20 protein-coding genes are annotated in these 22577 nt (G+C 71.6%); 15 read left to right on the top strand and 5 right to left on the bottom strand.

Features of this window, described 5'->3' with window-relative positions; genetic code table 11:
• The first annotated feature begins 49 nt into the window (after nt 1–49).
• From aspS to ACLJQZ_RS05650, 4 genes are all read left to right on the top strand, one after another.
• Nucleotides 50–1828: an aspartate--tRNA ligase gene (gene aspS, locus ACLJQZ_RS05665; protein ID WP_410618979.1), complete on the top strand. Its 1779-nt coding sequence runs from the start codon at nt 50–52 to the stop codon at nt 1826–1828.
• Nucleotides 1828–2775, top strand: a complete 948-nt coding sequence (locus tag ACLJQZ_RS05660) for a DUF389 domain-containing protein (RefSeq protein WP_410618977.1) — start codon at nt 1828–1830, stop codon at nt 2773–2775. Before aspS ends, ACLJQZ_RS05660 begins: the two co-directional genes overlap by 1 nt.
• A gap of 79 nt (nt 2776–2854) precedes the next feature.
• The gene (locus ACLJQZ_RS05655; RefSeq protein ID WP_410618976.1) at nt 2855–4039 is read left to right on the top strand and encodes a phosphotransferase; all 1185 of its coding nucleotides are present in this window, start codon (nt 2855–2857) and stop codon (nt 4037–4039) included.
• A gap of 581 nt (nt 4040–4620) precedes the next feature.
• On the top strand, nt 4621–5493 hold the full coding sequence (locus ACLJQZ_RS05650) for an SGNH/GDSL hydrolase family protein (protein ID WP_410618975.1): 873 nt from the start codon (nt 4621–4623) through the stop codon (nt 5491–5493).
• On the opposite strand, the gene ACLJQZ_RS05645 is transcribed toward ACLJQZ_RS05650, so the two are convergent.
• The 3 genes from ACLJQZ_RS05645 to ACLJQZ_RS05635 form a co-directional block, all read right to left on the bottom strand.
• Nucleotides 5459–6193, bottom strand: a complete 735-nt coding sequence (locus ACLJQZ_RS05645; protein ID WP_410618974.1) for a metallophosphoesterase family protein — start codon at nt 6191–6193, stop codon at nt 5459–5461. The two genes, ACLJQZ_RS05650 and ACLJQZ_RS05645, sit on opposite strands and share 35 nt — an antisense overlap.
• A 61-nt stretch (nt 6194–6254) precedes the next feature.
• Nucleotides 6255–7466 (bottom strand): cytochrome P450, encoded by a 1212-nt coding sequence (locus tag ACLJQZ_RS05640; RefSeq protein ID WP_410618973.1) that lies wholly within the window; start codon nt 7464–7466, stop codon nt 6255–6257.
• Nucleotides 7467–7497: 31 nt separating this feature from the next.
• A complete protein-coding gene (locus tag ACLJQZ_RS05635) occupies nt 7498–8193 on the bottom strand; it encodes a TetR/AcrR family transcriptional regulator (protein WP_410618972.1) in 696 nt (231 codons plus the stop codon).
• A gap of 131 nt (nt 8194–8324) precedes the next feature.
• On the opposite strand from ACLJQZ_RS05635, the gene ACLJQZ_RS05630 reads away from it, so the two are divergent.
• The 11 genes from ACLJQZ_RS05630 to ACLJQZ_RS05580 all read left to right on the top strand — a co-directional run bounded on the left by ACLJQZ_RS05630 (nt 8325) and on the right by ACLJQZ_RS05580 (nt 21423).
• Entirely contained in the window at nt 8325–9701 is a 1377-nt protein-coding gene (locus ACLJQZ_RS05630) for a replication-associated recombination protein A (protein ID WP_410618971.1), read from the top strand.
• 101 nt (nt 9702–9802) lie between these two features.
• Nucleotides 9803–11422: a purple acid phosphatase family protein gene (locus ACLJQZ_RS05625; protein ID WP_410618970.1), complete on the top strand. Its 1620-nt coding sequence runs from the start codon at nt 9803–9805 to the stop codon at nt 11420–11422.
• A 148-nt stretch (nt 11423–11570) separates the two neighbouring features.
• The gene (locus tag ACLJQZ_RS05620) at nt 11571–11948 is read left to right on the top strand and encodes a VOC family protein (RefSeq protein WP_326947780.1); all 378 of its coding nucleotides are present in this window, start codon (nt 11571–11573) and stop codon (nt 11946–11948) included.
• A 113-nt stretch (nt 11949–12061) separates the two neighbouring features.
• Nucleotides 12062–12907, top strand: coding sequence for an NAD(P)-dependent oxidoreductase (locus ACLJQZ_RS05615; RefSeq protein WP_410618968.1), 846 nt, complete (start codon nt 12062–12064; stop codon nt 12905–12907).
• 255 nt (nt 12908–13162) lie between these two features.
• Nucleotides 13163–13549 carry a DUF948 domain-containing protein gene (locus ACLJQZ_RS05610; protein WP_247049106.1) on the top strand — a complete coding sequence of 129 codons (387 nt, stop codon included), beginning with the start codon at nt 13163–13165 and terminating at the stop codon, nt 13547–13549.
• Nucleotides 13546–13851: a hypothetical protein gene (locus ACLJQZ_RS05605; protein WP_410618967.1), complete on the top strand. Its 306-nt coding sequence runs from the start codon at nt 13546–13548 to the stop codon at nt 13849–13851. Before ACLJQZ_RS05610 ends, ACLJQZ_RS05605 begins: the two co-directional genes overlap by 4 nt.
• A gap of 73 nt (nt 13852–13924) precedes the next feature.
• Nucleotides 13925–16585 carry an alanine--tRNA ligase gene (gene alaS / locus ACLJQZ_RS05600; protein WP_410618966.1) on the top strand — a complete coding sequence of 887 codons (2661 nt, stop codon included), beginning with the start codon at nt 13925–13927 and terminating at the stop codon, nt 16583–16585.
• A gap of 31 nt (nt 16586–16616) precedes the next feature.
• Nucleotides 16617–17078: a Holliday junction resolvase RuvX gene (ruvX, locus tag ACLJQZ_RS05595; protein WP_247049109.1), complete on the top strand. Its 462-nt coding sequence runs from the start codon at nt 16617–16619 to the stop codon at nt 17076–17078.
• Complete coding sequence (gene mltG / locus ACLJQZ_RS05590) at nt 17075–19225, top strand: endolytic transglycosylase MltG (RefSeq protein ID WP_410618965.1); 2151 nt, start codon at nt 17075–17077, stop codon at nt 19223–19225. The genes ruvX and mltG overlap by 4 nt, the downstream gene beginning before the upstream one ends.
• Nucleotides 19215–20072 (top strand): shikimate dehydrogenase, encoded by an 858-nt coding sequence (locus ACLJQZ_RS05585; protein ID WP_410618964.1) that lies wholly within the window; start codon nt 19215–19217, stop codon nt 20070–20072. Before mltG ends, ACLJQZ_RS05585 begins: the two co-directional genes overlap by 11 nt.
• Before the next feature lie 58 nt (nt 20073–20130).
• Nucleotides 20131–21423, top strand: a complete 1293-nt coding sequence (locus ACLJQZ_RS05580) for a GrpB family protein (RefSeq protein WP_410618963.1) — start codon at nt 20131–20133, stop codon at nt 21421–21423.
• Here ACLJQZ_RS05580 and ACLJQZ_RS05575 read toward each other — a convergent pair.
• Together ACLJQZ_RS05575 and ACLJQZ_RS05570 are read right to left on the bottom strand one after the other, a co-directional pair.
• On the bottom strand, nt 21374–22033 hold the full coding sequence (locus ACLJQZ_RS05575; RefSeq protein WP_328614956.1) for a TetR/AcrR family transcriptional regulator: 660 nt from the start codon (nt 22031–22033) through the stop codon (nt 21374–21376). The two genes, ACLJQZ_RS05580 and ACLJQZ_RS05575, sit on opposite strands and share 50 nt — an antisense overlap.
• Nucleotides 22034–22058: 25 nt before the next feature.
• On the bottom strand, nt 22059–22502 hold the full coding sequence (locus ACLJQZ_RS05570; protein WP_410618961.1) for a hypothetical protein: 444 nt from the start codon (nt 22500–22502) through the stop codon (nt 22059–22061).
• Between the last annotated feature and the right edge of the window lie 75 nt (nt 22503–22577).

Genomic DNA, 22577 nt, shown 5'->3' with positions numbered 1-22577 from the left:
AGCCTTTCCGGGCAGCGAGAACCGCCCATGTCGAAGGAGAGCAGTCGCAGTGCTCCGCACTCACAACGCCGGCACCCTGCGTGCCGAGCAGGCCGGACAGACCGTCACCCTCACCGGATGGGTGGCCCGGCGGCGAGATCACGGCGGCGTCATCTTCATCGACCTCCGCGACGCCAGCGGGGTCGCCCAGGTCGTCTTCCGCGAGGGCGAGATGGCCGAGCGCGCGCACGCGCTGCGCTCGGAGTTCTGCGTCAAGATCGTCGGTGAGGTCGCGAAGCGCCCCGACGGCAACGCGAACGCCGAGATCCCGACCGGCGAGATCGAGGTCCTCGCGACCGAGCTCGAGGTGCTGTCCGAGGCCGCGCCGCTGCCGTTCCCGATCGACGACCGGGTCGACGTCGGCGAGGAGATCCGCCTCAAGCACCGCTACCTGGACCTGCGCCGCAGCGGCCCGGCCGCGGCGATGCGGCTGCGCAGCGAGGTCAGCCGCGCCGCCCGCGAGGTGCTGCACGACCAGGACTTCGTCGAGATCGAGACGCCGACGATGACCCGCTCCACCCCGGAAGGCGCCCGCGACTTCGTGATCCCGGCCCGGCTCAAGCCCGGGTCCTGGTACGCCCTGCCGCAGTCGCCGCAGCTGTTCAAGCAGCTGCTCATGGTCGGCGGCATGGAGCGGTACTACCAGATCGCGCGCTGCTACCGGGACGAGGACTTCCGCGCCGACCGCCAGCCGGAGTTCACCCAGCTCGACATCGAGATGAGCTTCGTCGAGCAGGACGACGTCATTAAGGTCGGCGAGGACATCGTCACCGCGCTGTGGAAGCTGATCGGGCACGAGATCCCGCGGCCGATCCCGCGCATCACCTACCTCGAGGCGATGGCCAAGTACGGCTCGGACAAGCCGGACCTGCGCTTCGACCTCGAGATCACCGACATGACGGAGTTCTTCGCCGACACGCCGTTCCGCGTGTTCCAGGCGCCCTACGTCGGCGCGGTCGTGATGGCCGGCGGCGCTTCGCAGCCCCGTCGCCAGCTCGACGCGTGGCAGGAGTGGGCCAAGCAGCGCGGCGCGCGCGGACTCGCGTACATCCTCGTCAACGAGGACGGCACGCTCGGCGGCCCGGTCGCCAAGAACCTGTCCGAGACCGAGCGCGAGAACGTCGCCGCCGCGGCGGGCGCTAAGGCCGGCGACTGCGTCTTCTTCGCCGCCGGCAAGGCCGCGAGCACACAGCCGCTGCTCGGCGCCGCGCGCGACGAGATCGGCAAGCGCCTCGGCCTGATCGACGAGGATGCCTGGTCGTTCGTGTGGGTCGTCGACGCCCCGCTGTTCGCGCCGGTCGAGGACATCGGGGACGACGTCGCCGTCGGCTCCGGCAAGTGGACCGCCGTGCACCACGCGTTCACCTCGCCGACCCCGGAGTGGATCGACAAGTTCGAGCAGGACCCGGGCAACGCCCTGGCCTACGCCTACGACATCGTCTGCAACGGCAACGAGATCGGCGGTGGCTCGATCCGTATCCACCGCGGCGACGTGCAGAAGCGCGTCTTCGCGTTGATGGGCCTCGGCGAGGAAGAGGCGCAGGAGAAGTTCGGCTTCCTGCTCGACGCCTTCGCGTTCGGCCCGCCGCCGCACGGCGGCATCGCGTTCGGCTGGGACCGCATCGTGATGCTGCTGGCCAAGGCCGACTCGCTGCGTGACGTGATCGCGTTCCCGAAGACCGGCGGCGGCTACGACCCGCTGACCGCTGCGCCCGCGCCGATCACCGCGCAGCAGCGCAAGGAGGCCGGCATCGACGCGAAGCCGGCCGCCCCCGCCCCGCAGCACTAGTGCTGCACCTCAGGGCCGTGTGCCCGCCGGACAAGACCGCTCAGGCGCTCGAAATCCTGCGGGTCCACGCCGGCACCGCGCACCTGATCGTGCACCGCGGTGCCGCCGTGTCACCCGAAGGTGACCTGCTCGAGGCCGACATCGCGCGCGAAGCGGCGGACGAGATCGTCGACGCGCTGTGCGTGCTCGAACTCGACCGCACCGGCGGGATCACCCTGGAAGCGCTCGACACGGCCCTGTCCGACGCCGCCGACGAGGCGGAGGAAGCCGCGCCGGGGGAGGGCGCCGACGCCGTCGTGTGGCAGGAGCTGCTGTCCCGCACCGGCGAGGAGTCGCGGCTCAACGTGACGTTCCTGGCGTTCCTCATCATCGCGTGCCTGCTCGCGGCGGTCGGCGTGCTGACCGACTCGGCGGTGACGATCGTCGGCGCGATGGTCGTCGGCCCCGAGTTCGGGCCGCTCGCCGCGATCGCGGTCGGCCTCGTGCTGCGGCGCTGGGACCTGGTCCGGCAGGCGGGCGCGGCGCTCGCGATCGGCTTCCCGCTGGCCATGGTCGTCACGCTCGGCGGCGCCCTGCTGGTGCGGGTGACGGACGTCTTCGGCGCGCAGGCGTTCGAGCTGAAGCGGCACAGCGAGGTCGACTTCGTGTTCTCGGTGGGCGTACCGTCGCTGGTCGTGGCGATGCTCGCCGGCGCGGCCGGGATGCTCGCCATGACGTCGGCGAAGTCGGCCGCGCTCGTGGGGGTCTTCATCTCGGTGACCACGGTGCCGGCCGCGGGATACGCGGTCGTTGCGGCCGTGGCGGGGGAGTGGAGCAGGTGTCTCCAGTCGATCGGGCAGCTGCTCGTGAACCTTATCGGAATCGTTGCAGCTGCGGCCGTTGTGTTGATCGTGCGCCGGAACGGGCAACGTTCCCCGGAGGAGCTGCGTCCGCTTTCACGCGGGTGACCCGGATCCGGCGGGGATGCCCCTTGTTGTCCGGATGTCAGTAGTCATGGTTGCTCAGTCACGAGTAGGGTCGGTGACAATGACAGTCGACACCTCCTCCACCGGCGACGCTGGGGTCGGGGCAGGAGCCGAGCAGGACATCGCTGCAGCCGTCGCGGCGGGCGAGTCCGTTCTCTCGCGCCGGTTCGGCAGTGCGATCACGCTGGTTTCGCCCGAAGACCTCGCGGGCAGCGGACCGGCCACGGTCGTCCGCGCGAGAGTGGTGTCGTCGTCCTTCGCGCTGCCGCGCACGCTGGTCATCAAGCACTACCCGGACCGCCCGGCGCCGGGCGCGGAGGACTCGTTCGCCCAGGAGGCGGTCAGCTACCAGCTGTTCACGGCGCTGTCCCCGGACGAGCGGATGTGCCCGGAGCTGCTGGCCCACGACGGCCGCGACCGCGTGCTCGTGCTGGAGGACCTCGGCCGCACGGCGACCCTGGAGGACAAGCTCTACGCCCGCGACTCCCGCGCCGCCGAGCGCGCGCTGCTGTCCTGGGCCCGGTCGCTGGGCCGGCTGCACGCGAACACCGCCGGGCGCGAGGCCGATTTCAACGCCCTGCTGCGCCGTCTCGGCGGGCCGGCGAAGTGCGACCACGACGACGTCGACGAGATCTACGCGCGCGTGCCGTCGCTGATCCAGGACCGGCTGGGCACCCCGGTGCCGGAAGCGGTGCTCGACGCGGTCACGCACGCCGTCGAGCAGTCCCGGTCGACGGCCTTCCGCGCGTTCAGCCCGGTGGAGCTCAGCCCCGACAACAACCTGGTCACCGGCGAGGGAGTGCGGTTCCTCGACTTCGAGTACGGCCGGGTCCGGTCGGCGCTGGTCGACGCCGCCAACCTGCGGCTGCCGTTCGCCAGCTGGCCGGACGCGCTGGCGCTGCCCGCCGGCATGAGCGAGGCGATGATCGCGGCGTGGCGCGCGGAGGTGGCGGGGGTGTGGCCCGCGTTCGCCGACGACGAGGCGCTGGCCGGCCACCTGACGTCGAGCGAGCTGCTGCGGGTCTGGCTGATCACGGGCGAGGAGCTGGGCGCACTGGACCTCTCCCGCCACGCGGCCCCGGTGAGCCGCGAGGCGGCGCTGGTGACGTGGTGGCGCGACCTGGCCAAGCACGCGGGCTACGTCCGCATGACGGCGGTCTCGGAGTTCTCGTCGAAGGTGGCGGCGGCCTTGGCGGCGCGGCTGGGGCCGCACGCGGACCTGGCGTTCTACCCGGCCTTCCGCTGACGGGTTCGTCGCCGGCCGGGCTCGCGCCCTTCGCCGAGCCCCGGCGTGCTGTCCGATTCCGCGGCTCGGCCTCCACGCGACCGGGCGCTGGTCCGCCGTCACGCAGGCCTGGCACCAGCCACCGCAGGCCAGCCCCGTCGCACCAGAAGTCACACGCGCCACACCGGTACCGGTCGTGAGTGGTTAGGAGGGTTCTAACCCTCCTAACCACTCACGACCCCCAACCGCAACGCCCCAGCGGCCACACCAGCCTCGGCAACCACGGACCGCAGCCGGAACCGGTAGGTCACCAAAACAGGTCCGCATCAACCCGACTGACCACTCACGACAAGCCGCGGCAGCCCGCCTGTCCACAGCTCGACCGTGATGTGGACAAGCCGGGCCGGACACGGCTTGCCCCGGCCTTTCGTCGGGCCCCGGCGATACGCTGGATGCGGGGCCGGCCCCCAGGGAGGGTGGGGGCTGCTTTAGGGGCGGCAGACTTGGGATATTTCGGACATTTGTGAGCCGAGTGTCAAGAATTCGGCGCGGTGTCGCGGTCGCGTTACCTCGTCCTCACCGCAGGTGAGTCTCCGTGGCCGATGGTTTTGGGCGTGACCGTGACCAGCCTCGAAGTCACTCCCTGTCCCGAACCTTCCCGGCCCGCGCTCAAAGCGGTCCCGAGCGTCCCGAACCTCACGGCGCGTAGGCGAGCGCGGCGGCTCGTGGTGCTCGGGGACTCGACCGCCGTCGGGCTCGGTGATCCCTTGCCGCGGCGGGGAGGCTGGCGTGGTGTCGGCCCGCTGGTCGCCGCGGCGCTCGGGGTCGCTGCCGACGGCTACCTCAATCCCTCCTTCACCGGCGCCCGGATGCACTGTGTGCTCGGCAAGCAGGTGCCCGCCGCCTTGGCGCACCGGCCCGATGTGGCGCTGGTCGTCGCCGGGATGAACGACACCCTGCGGCCCGACTTCGACGCTGGTGCCATCGCCGCCGATCTCACCGAGGTCGTCCGCCTGCTCGGTGCGGTCGGCACCACCGTCATCCCGGTCCGGTTCCACGACCACAGCAAGGTGTTCCGCCTCCCGCCGGCCCTCAAGCGCGCCCTCAGCGCCCGCGTCGCCGAGCTGAACGCGGCCATCGACGAGGTCGTCGCCCGCGAAGGCGTGCCCTGCCTGGACCTCGACCGGCTGCCCGGCGCGTACGACCTGACGGCGTGGAGCGTCGACCGGCTGCACCCGTCCGAACTGGGGCACCGGATGCTCGCGGACGGCTTCACCGGGCTGCTCGCCGACGCCGGGTTCGACGTCCCGGAACCGGTGAGCCTCACCTGCGGCGGCGGGGTCGAGCCGAGTGCCACGGGGCACGTGGGATGGCTGGTGCTGAAAGGGATTCCGTGGCTGTGGCGCCGCGGCCGCGAGTTCCTGCCCTACGCCGCGGTCATCATGTGGCACTCGTTCCGCGAGCGGACGCGCTGAACACCCGCAACGCCTCGGCGTCCGAAGCCGGGTTGCGGACGAAGGAATCCGCCCACTCTTCGATGTCCGGATAAGCACAGTGCGCCGCGAGGAACCGGCACGCCGCCTCGACGTCGTACCGCGTGCGCCGCAGGTCGACGCCGTTGCCGAGCAACGCCCAGTGCGCACCTCCGGTGCCGTAAGGCATTCCGACGCTGCCGGGGTTCACGATCAGCCGCCGGTCCGCCAGCCGCGTGAACGGCATGTGGGTGTGACCGAGCACCACCGTGGACGCAAGAACGCCGTCCAGGACCTCCGCCCAGCGTTCGAGGGGACTGTCGACGAGCACGATCTCGGTGTCGTCGCGCGGGGTCGCGTGGCAGAACAGGACGCCGTCGAGCGTCACCGTCAGCGGGAGCGCGTCCAGGACCGGCAGATCGCCCGGACGCAGCTGCCGCGCCGCCCACGGGAAGATCGGGTCCGGCACGAACTCCCCGTCGCCGCGCGCGGACGCCGCCAGCTCGCGGTCGGCGTTGCCGCGCACCCACACCGCGCGCTCGCCCAGGGAAACCAAGCGCTCCAGGGTTTCGACCGGCATCGGCCCGGCGAGCATGTCACCCAGGAGCACGATCCGGTCCGCCGCGACGACGTCCGGTTCGGCCAGCACCGCTTCCAGCGCCGGCAGGACGCCGTGGATGTCCGAGAGCACCGCGATCCGCATCCGCCCACTCTCGGGCACGGACGCGCCCCGGGCGAGGGATTTCGCCCAGGGCGCAACCGGTTCAGCCCGTGGTGAGCGGCAGCTCCCGCACGCCCGTCATGTTCGGGTTCACCTGGAACTTCGGCGGTTCACCCGGGATCGTGCGCAGTGCCGGGTAGCGGTCGAACAGGATGTTCAGCGCCACCCGGCCCTCCAGCCGCGCGAGCGGCGCGCCGATGCAGAAATGGATGCCGCGGCCGAACGCCAGGTGCGGGTTCGGATCGCGCAGCGGGTCGAACGTGTCCGGCTCGGCGAACACGCGCTCGTCGCGGTTGGCCGCGGCCACCCAGACCATCAGCATCTGCTCGGCCGGGATCGTCGCGCCGCCCAGCTGCACCTCGCGGTTCGTCGTGCGGGCGACCGCCGCGAACGGCGAGAGGTAGCGCAGCGACTCCTCGATCAGCGGCGGCACCAGGGACCGGTCGGCGCGCGCCCGCTCGTCCCACTCCGGGTGCGTGTCGAGGCACAGCACGGCGTTGCCGAGCAGCATCGTGGTGGTGATGTGCCCGGCCAGCAGCAGCACGTTCGCGAAGTTGACGACCTCGTTGCGGGTCAGCTTCTCACCATCGAGTTCGGCCTCGACGAGCTTCGTCAGCAGGTCGTCGCGCGGCCGCGTGCGCCGCTCGTCGACGTGCCCGCCGAGGTACTCGATGAGTTTCTTCTGGCCCTCCAGGGAGTTCTTCATCGACTCCTGCCGCGCCTCGCTCTGCTCCTTCAAGGAGAACTGCTCAGAGGAGCTGAACATCTTGTCGACCCAGCCCTTGAACAGGTTCCGGTCGCTCGCGGGGACCCCCAGCAGCTCCGCGATCACGATCACCGGCAACGGGTAGGCCAGGGCCTCGACCAGCTCGAGCCGGCCGGAACCGCCGGCCTCGTCGAGCATTTCGGTCGTCACGGCGGCGATGCGCGGCTCGAGGTCGGCGACGACCTTCGGGGTGAACGCGCGGCTGACGAGCTTGCGCATCTTGTTGTGCAGCGGCGGGTCCAGCTGCAGCAGGTTGCCCGCCGACATCGCCGCCAGGTCGACGTCCTCGAGCATCTCCTTCGGCACCAGCCGGGTGGTGTCCGACGAGAACGTCGCCGGGTCGCGGAGGATCTCTTCGGCTTCCGGGTGCCCGTAGACGTTCCAGAACCCGAGGTCGGCCGCGTGCCGGACGCGCTCGGCCGGTTGCTTTCCCCGCAGCCAGAACTGGGATTCGTGCAGTCCCCAGGTGTCGGCGAGTGTGGTGGTCATGTCCGCCCCTTTTCCCTGTGTGAACCCGGGATCAGCCGGGATCCTCGGTGGGATCGTGTGCGTAGATCCCTTGCCGGTAGCCCGAGACGAGTTCCTCGAGCGCCGCTGTGAGCTCCGCGGCCACCTGCGCGACCGCCGCGGGATCGGGTTCCCCGGGCGGCTCGAACGCGGCGCGGATCGTGTACGCGAGGGCGTCGGCCCGCTCTTCGAGCGGGATGCTCTCGAACTTGCCGGACACCACGTCGGTGAAGTAGAAGCCGATCGCCGTGGCGTTGAGCGCGTAGTCCAGGTTCGGGACGTCGGTGCGGACGAGCCCGTGGCGGCGCATCGCGTCCTCGAAGTGCCCGCTCAGCTCCTGCTGCTGCTTGCGCAGCGCGAGGTCGCCGAGCGAGCCGAACATCTCGGCGTTGCCGCGGAACATCGCCATCACCAGCGGCCGCCGGTGGGTGGCGAGGAACGACGACGAGATCATCCGGTGCGGCAGGATCATCGCCGGGTCGGCCTTGATCCCGTCCAGGATGGCCTCGGTCAGGTCGGCGGACTCGCGCATCATCAGCGCCTGGAACAGCAGTTCCTTGGTGCGCCAGTGCAGGTACACGGTGCCCTTGCCGATGCCGGCCGCGCGCGCGATGTCGTCGACGGCCACCTTGCGGTAGCCCATGCGCAGCAGCAGCTCGCCGGCCGCGTCCAGGATGCGGTCGCCGCGCTCGCGGTTGGGATGGCTCATGCCGCTCTTTCGTCGAGAGTTTGACCTGGTGACCGGATTCGCACATTCGGTCAACCGGTCATCACGACGGTAGCGCGCCCCCGAACCCCGGGGCAAGGGTTCTGTCGGTGGCGTCGGTTAACGTCATCCGGGTGGCACAAGACGAGCTCTTCACCGTGAACGCCGACGTGGCGCCCCCACCTGAACGCACCACGTCGAACACCGGCGAGCGGCAGGCGGACCCGGCGAGCTCCCCGCTGGCCGTGCGGATGCGGCCGCGCTCGCTCGACGAGGTCGTCGGCCAGCAGCACCTGCTGCGCGAAGGTGCCCCGCTGCGCCGGCTGGTCGAGGGCGCGGCCCCGGCGTCCGTGTTGCTCTACGGCCCGCCCGGCACCGGGAAGACGACCCTGGCCAACCTGGTCTCGATCGCCACCGGACGCCGGTTCGTCGCGATGTCGGCGCTCTCGGCGGGCGTCAAGGAGGTGCGCGGGGTCATCGAGGAGGCCCGGCGGCGCCGGCAGTACAACACCGAGAACACCGTCCTGTTCATCGACGAGGTGCACCGCTTCTCCAAGACCCAGCAGGACGCCCTGCTCGGCGCGGTCGAGGACCGCACGGTGCTGCTGGTCGCGGCGACCACCGAGAACCCGTCGTTCTCCGTCGTCTCGCCGCTGCTGTCGCGCTCGCTGGTGCTGCAGCTGCGTCCGCTGACCGACGAGGACATCACGCGGCTGATCGAGCGCGCGCTGACCGACGACCGCGGCCTCGGCGGCGAGCTGACGCTGACCGAGGACGCCCGCGCCCACCTCGTCCGGCTCGCCGGCGGTGACGCCCGCCGCGCGCTGACCGCGCTCGAAGCGGCGGCGGACGCGGCGTCGGCCACCGAGGCGAAGACCATCGACCTGCCGATCGTCGAGTCCACTGTGGACAAGGCGGCGGTGCGCTACGACCGCGACGGCGACCAGCACTACGACATCATCAGCGCGTTCATCAAGTCGATCCGCGGGTCCGACGTCGACGCCGCGCTGCACTACCTGGCCCGGATGATCGAGGCGGGGGAGGACCCGCGCTTCCTGGCCCGGCGCCTGGTCGTGCACGCCAGCGAGGACATCGGCATGGCCGACCCGACGGCGCTGCAGGCGGCGGTCGCGGCCTCGCACGCCGTCCAGTTCATCGGCATGCCCGAGGGCCGGCTGGCGCTCGCGCAGGCGACGATCCACCTGGCCACGGCCCCGAAGTCGAACGCCGTCGTCACCGGCATCGACGCCGCGCTGGCCGACGTCCGTGCCGGACTGGCCGGCAGCGTCCCGCCGCACCTGCGCGACGGGCACTACGCGGGCGCCAAGAAGCTCGGCAACGCCCAGGGCTACCGCTACCCGCACGGCGTCCCGGAAGGCGTGCTGGCACAGCAGTACCCGCCGGACGAGCTGGTCGGCCGGGACTACTACGAGCCGACCCAGCGCGGCGCGGAACGCCCGCTCGCCGAGCGCGTCCCGAAGCTGCGCCGGACCATCCGCGGCGAGCGGTAAAGGCGGCTTGGGAAGCCCTTGGGAGAGCCCGGGGGAACTGGACGGCTGGTGTTCGCCCGCGCGACGCGATCCGGGCACGTGCGTCGGCGAGCATCCGGCCCATGGAAATCCCGAGAGTCGGCGTTCCCGACGCACTGGCTGCCCGCCTGAGCATGGCCGAGCAGCACGAGTACCTCTCCCGCCGTTCCCTGCTCAAGGGCGCCGCCGCCACCGGCGCCCTGCTCGCCGCCGGCCCGATGCTGCTGCCCGGCACGGCCTACGCCGACGGCGCGAAGGTCGCCCCGGCCGGCCGTCACCTCGCCTTCGGCCGCAACCCGCGCACGGACGTCCGCGTCGCCTGGCAGGTGCCGACGCGGGTCAAGAACCCGTTCCTGCGCGTCGCCGAACACCACGATCGCCACGGATACCAGTGGGGGCACCGGATCCCGGCCGAGACGCGGGCGCTGCACTCCGAGGTCGCCGGGGTCATCGCGCCGTACGACCAGTACTACCTGCACGCCGAAGCGAGCCGCCTGACGCCGGGCCGCACCTACACCTACGCGGTCGGCCACGACGGCTACGACCCGGCGAACGGCGACGGCGGGGCCGCCGCGCTCTCGACGTTCACCACCGCGCCCGCGCGCGGCTTCCCGGCGGGGAAGTTCACCTTCACCGCCTTCGGCGACCAGGGTGTCTCCACGACGGCGCTGGCCCAGGACGGCGCGGTCGCCCAGCAGCACCCGCGGTTCCACCTCCTCGCCGGCGACATCGCCTACGCCGACCCGAGCGGCGCGGGCCTGCCGCCCGGCCCGGTCGCCGACGGCAGCCACGACCTGTACGACCCGCACGTCTGGGACGCCTACTACAACCAGATCGAGGGCGTCGCCGCGTCCGTGCCGTGGATGGTCACGACCGGCAACCACGACATGGAAGCGCTGTACTCGCCCGACGGCTACGGCGGCCAGACCAAGCGCTGGGACTTCCCCGGCAGCGGCCCGGCCGACTGCCCGAGCGTGTACTCGTTCATCTACGGCAACGTCGGCGTGATCTCCTTGGACGCCAACGACGTCTCGTACGAGATCCCGGCCAACCGCGGCTACTCGCACGGCTCCCAGACGGCGTGGCTCAAGCGCCGCCTGCGGTACCTCCGGCTGCAGCCGGACGTCGACTTCATCGTGGTGTTCTTCCACCACTGCGCCTACTCGACGACCAACCAGCACGCGTCCGAAGGCGGCGTGCGGGAGGAGTGGGTGCCGCTGTTCGACCAGTTCCACGTCGACCTGGTCGTCAACGGGCACAACCACATCTACGAGCGCACCGACGCGCTGCGCGGCGGCCGCGTCACGAAGAAGGTCGCCATCGGCGACACCGTCGACCCGGACCGCGACGGCACGGTCTACGCCACCTGCGGCGGCGGGGGCCGCAGCGTCTACAGCTTCCCGGTGCCGGACACCTTCGACGGCGAGTTCACCAGCTACCACTGGGTGAAGGGCGGCGGGCAGGAGACGGAGACCGTCGGCTGGTCGCGGGTGCGCTACACCGGTTACTCGTTCCTCGCGATCGACGTCGAGCCGGCGTGGTTCGGCCGGAAGACCACGCTGACCGTGCGGACACTGCGCAACGACGGCGTCGAAATCGACAGATTCTCCTTGCGCCGCACCGCGGGCCTGCACACCGCGACGGGCGGCTTCGGCGGTTCCGGTGGCTCGGCTCAGGTCGGCGCGGACCCGGGCGACGCCTGAGGATCGCGGGCCCGCTCCCGCACGGCCAGTGCGGGAGCGGGCACCGAACGTGGGCCGGAGGCAGCAAGATCATCGGGTTTCGTAAGCTTCGCGGCTTGGGGCGGCCTGAACACAGGGGGGCGGCCCAGCGAAGGCAGGAGGCATCCCCGTGCCCGCGACGCTGCAGTGCATCGTCCTGGACTGTCCGGAACCCGTCGTGCTCGCGTACTTCTACCAAGCGATCATGGGCGGCGAGGTGGATCTCCCGGACCCCCGCTGGCGGGTGGACGAGGACTGGTCGACCCTGCACGTGAACGGCATGGTCCTGGGGTTCCAGCGCGCTCCCGGCCACCAGCCGCCGCGCTGGCCGGATCCGGCCCACCCGCAGCAGTTCCACCTCGACTTCGAGGTCGACAACCTCGCCCAGACGCACCACCAGGTCCTCGCGTACGGCGGCCGGCTGCTCGACCCCGACCTGGGCGGCCGGGGCTGGCGCGTCTACGCCGACCCGGCGGGCCACCCGTTCTGTCTCCTCGGCGACTACTGACCGCGGGGCCTTCCGCGGCGAAGTCCTTGCCGTAGAAGCCTTCGGTGGTCCGGAACTCCTCGCTCATCCGTCCGTGGACTGCGGGACGGCGGGGTCTTCGGCACGATGGGCGCATGAGCATCGCGTTCCTCGGTACCGGGATCATGGGCGCCGCCATGGCGGCCAACATCGCGAAGGCGGGCCTCGACGTCCGCGTCTGGAACCGGACGCGGGAGAAGGCCGAGCCCCTCGCCGACGTCGCGACGGTGGCCGACTCGGCCGCCGCGGCGGCCGACGGCGCCGACATCCTGGTGACGATGCTGGCCGACGGTCCCGCCGTCGCGTCGGCGTTCGAAGCCGCTTCGCCCGCTTCGGGCACGTTGTGGCTGCAGATGAGCACGGTCGGCCTCGACTGGACCGACCGGCTCGCCGCGCTGGCGGCGGAAGCGGGCGTGGTGTTCGTCGACGCGCCGGTCCTCGGCACCCGGCAGCCGGCGGAGCAGGCGCAGCTGGAGGTCCTGGCGTCCGGCCCGGAGGAGGCCCGCCCGGCCGCGACGCCGGTGTTCGACGCCGTCGCGATCCGCACGCGCTGGCTCGGCCCGGCCGGCCAGGGCAGCCGGCTGAAGCTGGTGCTGAACGCCTGGGTGCTGACGCTGACCAACGGCACGGCCGAAAGCCTCGGCCTCGCCCACGCGCTGGGCCTGGACCCGGCGTTGTTCCTGGAGACGATCAAGGGCGGCGGCCTGGACGTCGGCTACGCGCACGTGAAGGGCGCGGCGATGCTGTCGGGCGACTACGAGCCGTCGTTCCCGGCGAGCCTGGCGGCGAAGGACGCCGGCCTGGTGGTCAAGGCCGCGGGCGACACCGTCGACGTGGCGGGCGCCCGGGCGGTCTTGTCGCATCTGGAGACAGCGGTGGAAGCCGGCCACGGCGACGAGGACATGGCGGCCCTCTACCGGGCGGTGCTCAAGGACTCCTGACCACGGCTTCTCCTGCGTCCCAATGTGGCGTTGGGTGCGTTGGACGCACCGAACGCCACATTGGGTGCGTCGGACGCACCCAACGCCACATTGGGGCGCTACGGCCGGCCCGGGACGAGCGTGGCCAGGCGGTCCGGCCCGCGGCCCCCGATGCGGACCGTGACAGTGCGGCGGGGTGACACGGTCGGGGACCCGGCCAGGCGGTAACCTCACCAGCACCCAAGACTCCAAGTCCCAGTGAACCGAGGAGGGCCCGTGTCGGCAGGGCAGATCGCCGCGTTGATCGCCGCAGGAGCATTCGTGGTGCTGGTCGTCCTGCTGGCGATCCCGCTGATCAAGCTCGGCAAGACGCTGGACGCGGCCACCGAGGCGATCGAGCGCACCAACAGCAACACCGACCCGCTGCTGGTCGGCGCGAACCAGACGATCACGCACGTCAACGCCCAGCTCGAGCGGGTGGACGGCATCACGTCGAACGCGCAGGCCGTCACCGGGAACGTCTCCGCGCTGACGTCGGTGTTCACCGCGACGCTGGGCGGGCCGCTGGTCAAGACCGCCGCGCTGTCCTACGGGCTCAGCAAGGCGATCCGGGCGCGCAAGAAGAAGAACGCCGCCAAGGCCGCGAAGAAGGCCGCGAAGTGAAGCGGCTGTTCTGGCTCGGCGTCGGTGTGGTCGCCGGGGTCGCGCTGTCCCGCAAGGCCGCCGAAACCGCTCGTCAGGCCACTCCGGCCGGGATAGCATCGAACCTGGGTGACGCCGTGCGCGAGCTGGCGGGCGCCGTGGGTTCGTTCGGCGCCGAGGTGCGTGCGGGCATGAGCGAGCGGGAGCAGGAGTTGCACGAGATGGTCGAGCAGCGGGCGGGTGTGGTGACGCCGCAGGCCTCGGGCCGGCACGCCGCCGAAGCCCGGCGGCCCGCCCGGCGAGCTCGCCGGGCGGAGGGCTGACCGGTCGCCTTCGCGACCCGGAAGCCGCTCCGCCGCCGTCGTCATCCCGTACTCCAGCACAAGGACCTGACCCGTGGACACACACGAAATCACCGACCGTTTCCTGCGCCATTACGAGAGCAAGGGTCACACGCGCGTGCCCAGCGCGCCGCTGATCCTCGACGACCCGAACCTGCTCTTCGTCAACGCCGGCATGGTCCAGTTCAAGCCGTACTTCCTCGGTGAGGCGCCGCCGCCGTACCCGCGTGCGACCTCCGTGCAGAAGTGCGTGCGCACCCCGGACATCGACGAGGTCGGCAAGACCACCCGGCACAACACGTTCTTCCAGATGGCCGGCAACTTCTCCTTCGGCGACTACTTCAAGGAAGGCGCCATCGAGTACGCCTGGGAGCTGATCACCAAGCCCCAGAGCGACGGCGGTTACGGCCTCGACCCGAACCGCCTGTGGGCGACGGTCTACGAGGACGACGCCGAGGCGGCCGGCCTGTGGCGCAAGCTCACCGGCCTGCCCGGCGAGCGCATCCAGGTGCGCGACGGCAAGGACAACTACTGGGACATGGGCGTGCCCGGCCCCGGCGGCCCGTGCTCGGAGATCTACTACGACCGCGGCCCGGCGTACGGCCGCGAAGGCGGCCCGGTCGCGGACGAGGACCGCTACATCGAGATCTGGAACCTCGTCTTCATGCAGGACATCCGCGGCGAGCTGAGCCCCAAGCTCGGGCACAAGCCGATCGGTGAGCTGCCGAAGAAGAACATCGACACCGGCATGGGCGTCGAGCGCGTCGCGACGATCCTGCAGGGCGTCGAGAACGTCTACGAGACGGACCTGGTGCGCCCGGTGATCGGCCGCGCCGAGGAGTTCTCCGGCCGCCGCTACGGCGGCAACCACGCCGACGACGTCCGCTTCCGCGTGATCGCCGACCACGCCCGCACCGGCGTTCTGCTGATCGGCGACGGCGTGACCCCGGGCAACGACGGCCGCGGGTACGTGCTGCGCCGGCTGCTGCGCCGCATCGTCCGCTCCTCGCGCCTGCTGGGCGTGCACGAGCCGGTGCTGCAGTCGTTCGCCGCGGTCGTGCGCGACACGATGGGCCCGACCTACCCCGAGCTCGTCAGCGGCTTCGACCGGATCAACGAGGTCGTCCGGATCGAGGAGGAGGCGTTCCTCGCGACGCTGACCAGCGGTTCGCGCATCTTCGACATGGCGGCCGAGGAGACCAAGCGCGGCGGCGGCGACGTGCTGGCCGGCGACAAGGCGTTCCAGCTGCACGACACCTACGGCTTCCCGATCGACCTGACCCTGGAAATGGCGTCCGAGCAGGGCCTGAGCGTCGACGAAGACGGCTTCCGCACGCTCATGAACGAGCAGCGCACCCGCGCGAAGGCGGACGCGGCGGCCCGCAAGACCGGCCACGGCGACCTCTCGGAGTACCGGAAGGTCCTGGAGCAGCACGGCGAGACCGAGTTCCTCGGCTACACCGACCTGCAGGCCGAGGCGAAGGTCGTCGCGCTGCTCGAAGACGGGCAGCCGGTCCGCAGCGTCTCGGCGGGCAAGAAGGCCGAGCTGGTCCTCGACCGCACGCCGTTCTACGCCGAGAGCGGCGGCCAGGTCGCCGACACCGGCGTGCTGCTCGGCGACGGCGTCGAGCTGAAGGTCCTGGACGTCCAGAAGATCGTCCCGGGGCTGTTCGTTCATCGCGTCGAGGTCCTCGACGGCGAGGTCGGCCTGGACTCGAAGGTCACCGGCTCGGTCGACGCGCACCGCCGGCTTTCCATCGAGCGCTCGCACTCCGCGACGCACCTGGTGCACGCGGCGGTCCGCGGCGCCTACGGCAAGCGTGCGGCGCAGGCGGGGTCGCTGAACTCGCCGGGCCGCATGCGGTTCGACTTCACCACGCCCGGTTCGGTCTCGGCGGACGTGCTGACCGAGGTCGAGCAGGAGGTCAACGACTACCTGCAGACCGACGTCGAGGTCAACAGCTTCACCACGACCAAGGACAAGGCCCTCGAACTGGGCGCGGTCGCGCTGTTCGGCGAGAAGTACGGCAACGACGTCCGCGTGGTCGACATGGGCGAGTACTCCCGCGAGCTCTGCGGTGGCACGCACGTGGACCGGATCGGCCAGCTCGGCCTGGTCAAGCTGGTCTCCGACGCGTCCATCGGCTCGGGCGTGCACCGCGTCGAAGCGCTGGTCGGCACGGACGCGCTGAAGTACGTCCGCAAGGAACAGCTGCTGGTCTCGCAGCTGGCGAACACCTTCAAGGTGCCCTCGGACGAGCTGCCGGGCCGCATCGAGGACGTCCTGACCCGGCTGAAGAACGCCGAGAAGGAGATCGCCCAGCTGAAGACCCAGCAGGTGCTGGGCTCGGCGGGCGCGCTGCTCGACAAGGCGCAGGACGTCGGCGGCGTCACGGTCGTCGCCGAGGTCGTCCCGGACGTTGACGGTAACGGCCTGCGCGCCCTCGCCTCGGACCTGCGCGGCCGCCTCGGCTCGCGGCCCGGCGTGGTGGCGTTGTTCTCGCCGGCGGGTGACAAGCTCAGCTTCGTCGTCGCGACGACGAAGGCGGCCCAGGACAAGGGCGTCGCCGCGGGCAAGCTCGTCCCGTCGTTCGCGGGGAAGATCGGCGGCCGCGGCGGCGGCAAGCCCGACATGGCCCAGGGTGGTGGCACGAACCCGGCCGGCGCGGCCGACGCGGTCACGGCCCTACGCGCGGCGATCGCCGGCATTGGTTAACCGCGGAAACCGGGGTCCGGATCGGCCCGGAGTGTCCGATCCGGGCCGCGGCCGGCGGCTCGGTGTGGATGTCGGCTCGGTCCGGGTCGGGGTCGCTCTGAGCGATCCGGCCCCCGTGCTCGCGTCGCCATTGGTTACCCTCTCCCGCGATGCGACCGACGACAGTGATCTGGACCAGCTGGCCGCCCTCGTCACCGAGCACGAGGTGGTCGAGGTGATCGTGGGCTTGCCGCGCACGCTCGCCAACCGGCAGGGTCCGGCGGCCGAGCTGGCGATCGCGTATTCTGAACGTCTGGCCGGGCGCGTCGCGCCCGTGCCGGTCCGGCTGGGCGACGAGCGGCTGACCACGGTCACCGCATCCCGCATCCTCTCCCAGCGCGGGGTCAAAGGCCGCAAGCAGCGAGCGGTGGTCGACCAGGCCGCCGCCGTCGAGATCCTGCAGGCCTGGATCGACGCCGCTGCTGCGCACCGCGCCCGGGAGGGAGACCGATGAACGACGAGGAGCCTGAGCGCCCGCGAGGCCGCCGGAGGCTGCGGGAGCCGGAAGACGCGGCCCCGCCGCCGGCCCGCCGAGCCGACCCGCGTGACCCGCGGGCCGCCGAGCAGCGCTACGCGCAGCCGCGGAGCGGTTACCACGAGCTGCCCCAGCCGTCCCGCCGTCCGCAGCAGCCGAGCGACCGGCACGAGGTGCCGCCGCGGCGGGCGCAGCAGCAGCCGAGCGGCTACCACGATCTGCCGCAACCCTCCCGGCAGGGCCGGCCCGCCGAACCCCCGGCCGCCGACCCGCGCCGGGACGCGCCGCCGACCGGGCGCCGTCGCCGGCTCGAACCGCCGGACGCGCTGCCCCCGGTCGACGACGAGCTCGACCCGCAGGCCCGCCGGGCCGCCCCGGCTCGCGCCGCCCACGCCCGGCACGGCCTCGACGAGGGCTCGGAGGTCCAGGCCCCGCGCCGGCGCCGCGCTCCCGAGCCGGAAGAGGCTCCCGAGCCGCCACGACGGCGTCGTCCGGCCCCCGTCCCCGAAGAGGTGGCCGAGGCGCCCCGGCGGCGTCGCGCGGCCCCGGAACCCGAAGAGCCGGCCGAAGCCCCGAGACGGCGTCGCGCCGCCCCGGAACCGGTCGAGAGCGAAGCTCCGCAGCGCCGTCGTCCGGCCGCCGAGCCGCCCGCCGCCGCCCAGCCACCCGCGCGACGGTCCGTCCAGCCGGGTGACCGCCCTGCCGGCGTGCCCGCGCCCGGCGCCGAACCGCCGCGCCGGCGCCGCCCGCCGCCCCCGCCGGTGCGCGAGGAGCCGGTCACCGACATCATCCCCGCGCAGACCGCACCGCCCCCGGCGCCCGAGCCCGTCCGCGCGCCGCGCGAGGAGCAGCCGGCCGGGGACGCCCTCTTCGCCGAGGACGAGTACGACGAGTACGCGGAGTACGACGACGACTACGACGCTGAGTACGCCGAAGACGGCTACGACGAGCCGGAGTACGAAGAGGACTACGACGACTACGAGGAAGAGCCGGAGAAGCCCCGGAAGAAGAAGGGCAAGCGCGCGCTCGGCTGGATCGCCGCGGTCGCGGTGATCGTCCTGCTCGCCGGCGGCGCCTACTACGGCTTCAACAGGTTCTTCGGCTACGAGGACTACGACGGCGCCGGCGACGGCGACGTCCTGTTCCAGGTCGACGACGGCGACTCGACGTCGGCGATCGGCGCCAAGCTCACGACGGCGGGCGTCGTCGCCAGCAGCAAGGCCTTCGTGAAGGCCGGCGCGGACAACCCGAAGCTGTCGAAGATCCAGCACGGCTTCTACGTCATGAAGTCGCACATGTCCGGGGCCAGCGCGGTCGACCGGATCGTCGCGCCGACCTCGCGGGTGGGGCAGCTGGAGGTCCGGCCCTACACACAGTTCGACGACATCACCCAGCCCGACGGCAAGGTCACGCCCGGCGTGTACAGCCTGATGGCGAAGGCGTCGTGCGCGCAGCTCAACGGCAAGAGCACCTGCGTCACCGCCGACGACCTGCGCAAGGTCGTCGACGCCGCGGACCTCAAGACGCTCGGCGTGCCCGACTGGGCCGTCGAAGACGCGAACAAGGCCGACCGCAAGGACCGCAGGCTGGAAGGCCTGATCGCGCCCGGGCTCTACGACGTCCGGCCCGGCGCGAGCCCGCAGGAGATCATCGGCCAGCTGGTCCGCAGCTCGACCGAGGCGATCCAGAACGCCGGCCTGAGCCCGCAGTCGACCGGTCCGGGCAAGACGCCGTACCAGACGCTGATCATCGCCTCGATCATCGAGCGCGAGGCCGTGAAGGCCGACTTCGGGAAGCTCTCCCGGGTCATCTACAACCGGCTGGCGATCGACATGCGCCTGCAGATGGACTCCACGGTCAACTACGTGCTCGACCGGCCCACCCTGGCGACCAACGACGCCGACCGGCTCCGGGCCGGGCCGTACAACACGTACAAGAACGCGGGCCTGACCCCGACGCCGATCTCGGTGCCCAGCCCGGAGGCCATCCAGGCCGCGGTGCACCCCGTCGCGGGGGACTGGGTGTACTTCGTCAAGTGCGAGAAGAACGGCCTGTCCTGCTTCGCGGTCACGTTCGACGATCACAAGAAGAACGTCGAGAAGGCCAAGGCGAACGGTGCCTTCTGAGCCCTGGCGGGCCGCGGTCCTGGGCAAGCCGGTGGCGCACTCGCTGTCCCCGGTGCTGCACGGCGCCGCGTTCGCCGCGCTCGGCCTGACCGGCTGGACGTACGAGCGGATCGAGACGGGCGCCGAGGACCTCCCGGCGTTCGTCGACGGCCTCGGCCCGGAGTGGGCCGGGCTCTCGGTCACCATGCCGGGCAAGCGCGCGGCGCTCGACCACGCGGACGAGGTGACGACGCGCGCGGCCGCGGTCGGCGCGGCCAACACACTCGTCCGCACCGCGAAGGGCTGGCTCGCGGACTGCACCGACGTCGAGGGGGTCACCGGCGCGCTGCGCGCGGCGGGCGGGTACACGCCGTCGCCGTCGGACACGGCCATCGTGCTCGGCGCGGGTGGTACCGCGGCCGCGGCGGTCGTCGGGCTGGCGGCGCTGGGCGTGCGTCAGGTGCGCCTGGTCGTGCGGGAACCCGCGCGGGCTGCCGAAACCCTCGACGCGGCGAAGCGGGCGTCGCTCGACGTCGAGGTGCTGCGGTGGGCCGAAACGGACTTCGCGGCGCTGGCCGCCGAAGCCGCGGTGCTGGTGAACACCGTCCCGCCGGACGCGGTCCTGGCGCACGTCGCCGACCTCGCGGCCGTCGCGCACGTGCTCGACGTCATCTACCACCCGTGGCCGACGCCGCTCGCCGACGCCGTCGCGCGCCGCGGCGGCAAGCTCGCGACCGGGCTGGACATGCTGCTGCACCAGGCGTTCGGCCAGGCCGAGCACTTCACCGGCCGGCCGGCCCCGCGCGCGGCGATGCGCGACGCGCTGCGCGCGGCGACCGGGAACCTGCTGCCGCTGCCGATCGGGTAAACCGCTTGCCCCGGGTTGATAGTCTGGCCGACTGCCTTGAACAAGGGGGTCTACCGGAATGACCAGTCAAGAAGCGCTGAACGACGACCAGCTCGAGAACGCCTGGGTCGGCGGCGAGCCGCCCAAGCTCGACTCGACCGTGACGCTCGTCGACTACGACCCGGAGTGGCCGAAGGCTTTCGAGCGCGAGGCCGAGCGGATCCGCGGTGTCCTGGGGGAGCAGGTGCTCGCCCTGGAGCACGTCGGGTCGACGTCGGTGCCCGGCCTGTGCGCCAAGCCGTGCGTCGACATCTACCTCGAGGTGCCGGACTCCGACGACGAGAGCGCCTACGTACCGGCGCTGGAAGGCGTGGGCTACCGGCTCGTCATCCGCGAGCCGGACTGGGAGAAGCACCGCTGCTTCAAGGGCCCGGACACGAACATCAACCTGCACACGTACTCGCCGGGCAACGGCCAGGCGGCGCGCTACCGGCTCTTCCGCGACCGCCTGCGGTCGCACCCGGAGGAGCGGGAGCTCTACGCCGCGAAGAAGCGCGAGCTGGCCGCGCGGGAGTGGAAGTACATCCAGAACTACGCCGACGCCAAGACCGAGGTGGTCGAAGAGATCCTCGCCCGCGCCCGCGCCGAGCAGTATGACGGCTACAGCGAGGCCTACGCCGAGCACGCCGGGAAGTCCGTCACCAACGCCCTGTACGACCGGCCCGCGATCGTGGAGCTGGCCGGGGACGTCGAGGGCAAGCGGGTGCTGGACGTCGGCTGCGCGGCCGGGCACCTGAGCGCGCTGCTGGCCGAGCGGGGCGCCGACGTCGTGGGCGTCGACGCCAGCGCGGGCATGGTCGCCGTCGCGCGCAAGAAGTTCGGCGACGTCGCGCGCTTCGAGCACGCCGACGTCTCCCGGCCGCTCGACCTGGCGGACGGCTCGATCGACGTGATCACCGCGTCGCTCGTGCTGCACTATCTGAAGGACTGGGACGCCACCCTGGCCGAGTTCCGCCGGGTCCTGAAGCCCGGAGGCGCACTGGTGTTCTCGGTGCACCACCCCGGCGAGGACTGGCACTGGTTCGACAAGGAGAACTACTTCGAGGTCGAGCTGCTCGAAGACGACTTCGGGCTCGGCGGGCGACCGCACCCCGTCCGGTTCTACCGGCGGCCGCTGAGCTGGATGTTCGGCGCGGTCCGCGACGCCGGTTTCGCCGTCGACCGGCTGGTCGAGCCGATGCCGGTGGCCGAGGCCGACGACGTCGACCCGAAGTGGGCGAAGAACCTGCGTACCAAGCCGCGGTTCCTCTACTTCCGGGCGGTCAATCCCGCTTGGCCAGGTCTTGGATCAGGTCGACGATCTCCCGGCTGACGGGGCGGAACACCCGCAGCCGGGAGAGCGCGGCCAGCCGGGCCAGCAGCGGGACACTGCGCTCGACCAGCATCCGGCTGCGTTTCTCGCCGGCCGAACGGTCGTGCACCCAGAAGAGCACCACGCCCATCTGGAAGAGCCACAGCAGCTCGGGCAGCTGCGCCCGCAGCTCCGGGTCGAGCTTGACGTCGGAGCCGTCGACGACCTCGCGCATCAGCTCGATCGAGGCGGTGCGGGCGGCTGAGGACTCCTCGCTGAACGGGCTCAGCGGGGACTCCGGGTCGGCCGCGTTGACGAAGAACTGCGTCCCGAAGCGGTGGTAGGGCTCGGCCAGCTCGAGCCAGCACAGCAGGACCGTCTTCAAGCGGTCGGCGAAGCGGGTCTCGTGCACGAGCTGAGCGCGGGCAGCGTCGAGGTGCAGCCGCGCGATCTCGTCGTAGAACCCCTGGATCAGCTGTTCCTTCGAGGAGAAGTAGTAGTACGCGTTCCCGACCGAGACCCCGGCCTCGGCGGCGATCGCGCGCATCGTCGTGCGGTCGTACCCGTTCTCGGTGAACAACCGCATGGCGGTGGTGACGATCAGGGACCGCGTTTCCTCGCTCTTCGGCACGGTCTGCACGTTAGCGCCGGGCACGTCAGGGCGCGGGGAAGGGCGGGACCTGCGGGCCCGGCGCGCCAGGGTAGGGGATAGGCCGGCCGGCGAACACCGGCTGCGGTGCGGGAGCGGCCTTCGGGGCGAGGTGGCGGCGGCGGATGCCGTTGAACACCAGGACGTTGAACAGGTGCATCACGCCGAGGACGAGCGCGACGACGCCGACCTTCACCGAGACCACTTCGAACACCTGGCGGGCGGTGCCGACGTCGGCCCGGCTGGTCAGGAAGAGCGTCACGAAGCCGAGGCTGATCAGGTAGAAGCCGACGACCAGCAGCTGGTTGACGGCGTTGGCCAGGCCGGGGCTGTCCTCGAAGACCTGGGTGAGGAAGGTGCGGCCGTGCTTGCTGAGCGTCCGGGCGACGAGCACCGTCAACGGGATGCTGATCAGCAGGTAGAGCGCGTAGGCGACGACAACGGGTTCCATGGTCCCTCCAAGTTTTGAACGTGTTCAAGACAGACTGTAGGCCTTGTTTTGAACACGTTCAAGAGGCCTGGGTCA

Origin of the sequence: Amycolatopsis sp. cmx-8-4, assembly GCF_046548675.1 — a bacterium.
In the GTDB taxonomy this organism is placed as follows: Bacteria; Actinomycetota; Actinomycetes; order Mycobacteriales; family Pseudonocardiaceae; genus Amycolatopsis.
Note: the sequence above shows the minus strand (reverse complement) of the source record. Positions and strands in the feature narration are given on the sequence as shown.

Coding starts and splice junctions, on each gene's coding strand:
- ACLJQZ_RS05655 (WP_410618976.1), top strand. CDS start 2,855: ATGACAGTCGACACCTCCTCCACCGGCGACGCTGGGGTCGGGGCAGGA.
- ACLJQZ_RS05650 (WP_410618975.1), top strand. CDS start 4,621: ATGGTTTTGGGCGTGACCGTGACCAGCCTCGAAGTCACTCCCTGTCCC.
- ACLJQZ_RS05645 (WP_410618974.1), bottom strand. CDS start 6,193: ATGCGGATCGCGGTGCTCTCGGACATCCACGGCGTCCTGCCGGCGCTG.
- ACLJQZ_RS05640 (WP_410618973.1), bottom strand. CDS start 7,466: ATGACCACCACACTCGCCGACACCTGGGGACTGCACGAATCCCAGTTC.
- ACLJQZ_RS05635 (WP_410618972.1), bottom strand. CDS start 8,193: ATGAGCCATCCCAACCGCGAGCGCGGCGACCGCATCCTGGACGCGGCC.
- ACLJQZ_RS05625 (WP_410618970.1), top strand. CDS start 9,803: ATGGAAATCCCGAGAGTCGGCGTTCCCGACGCACTGGCTGCCCGCCTG.
- ACLJQZ_RS05615 (WP_410618968.1), top strand. CDS start 12,062: ATGAGCATCGCGTTCCTCGGTACCGGGATCATGGGCGCCGCCATGGCG.
- mltG (WP_410618965.1), top strand. CDS start 17,075: ATGAACGACGAGGAGCCTGAGCGCCCGCGAGGCCGCCGGAGGCTGCGG.
- ACLJQZ_RS05580 (WP_410618963.1), top strand. CDS start 20,131: ATGACCAGTCAAGAAGCGCTGAACGACGACCAGCTCGAGAACGCCTGG.
- ACLJQZ_RS05570 (WP_410618961.1), bottom strand. CDS start 22,502: ATGGAACCCGTTGTCGTCGCCTACGCGCTCTACCTGCTGATCAGCATC.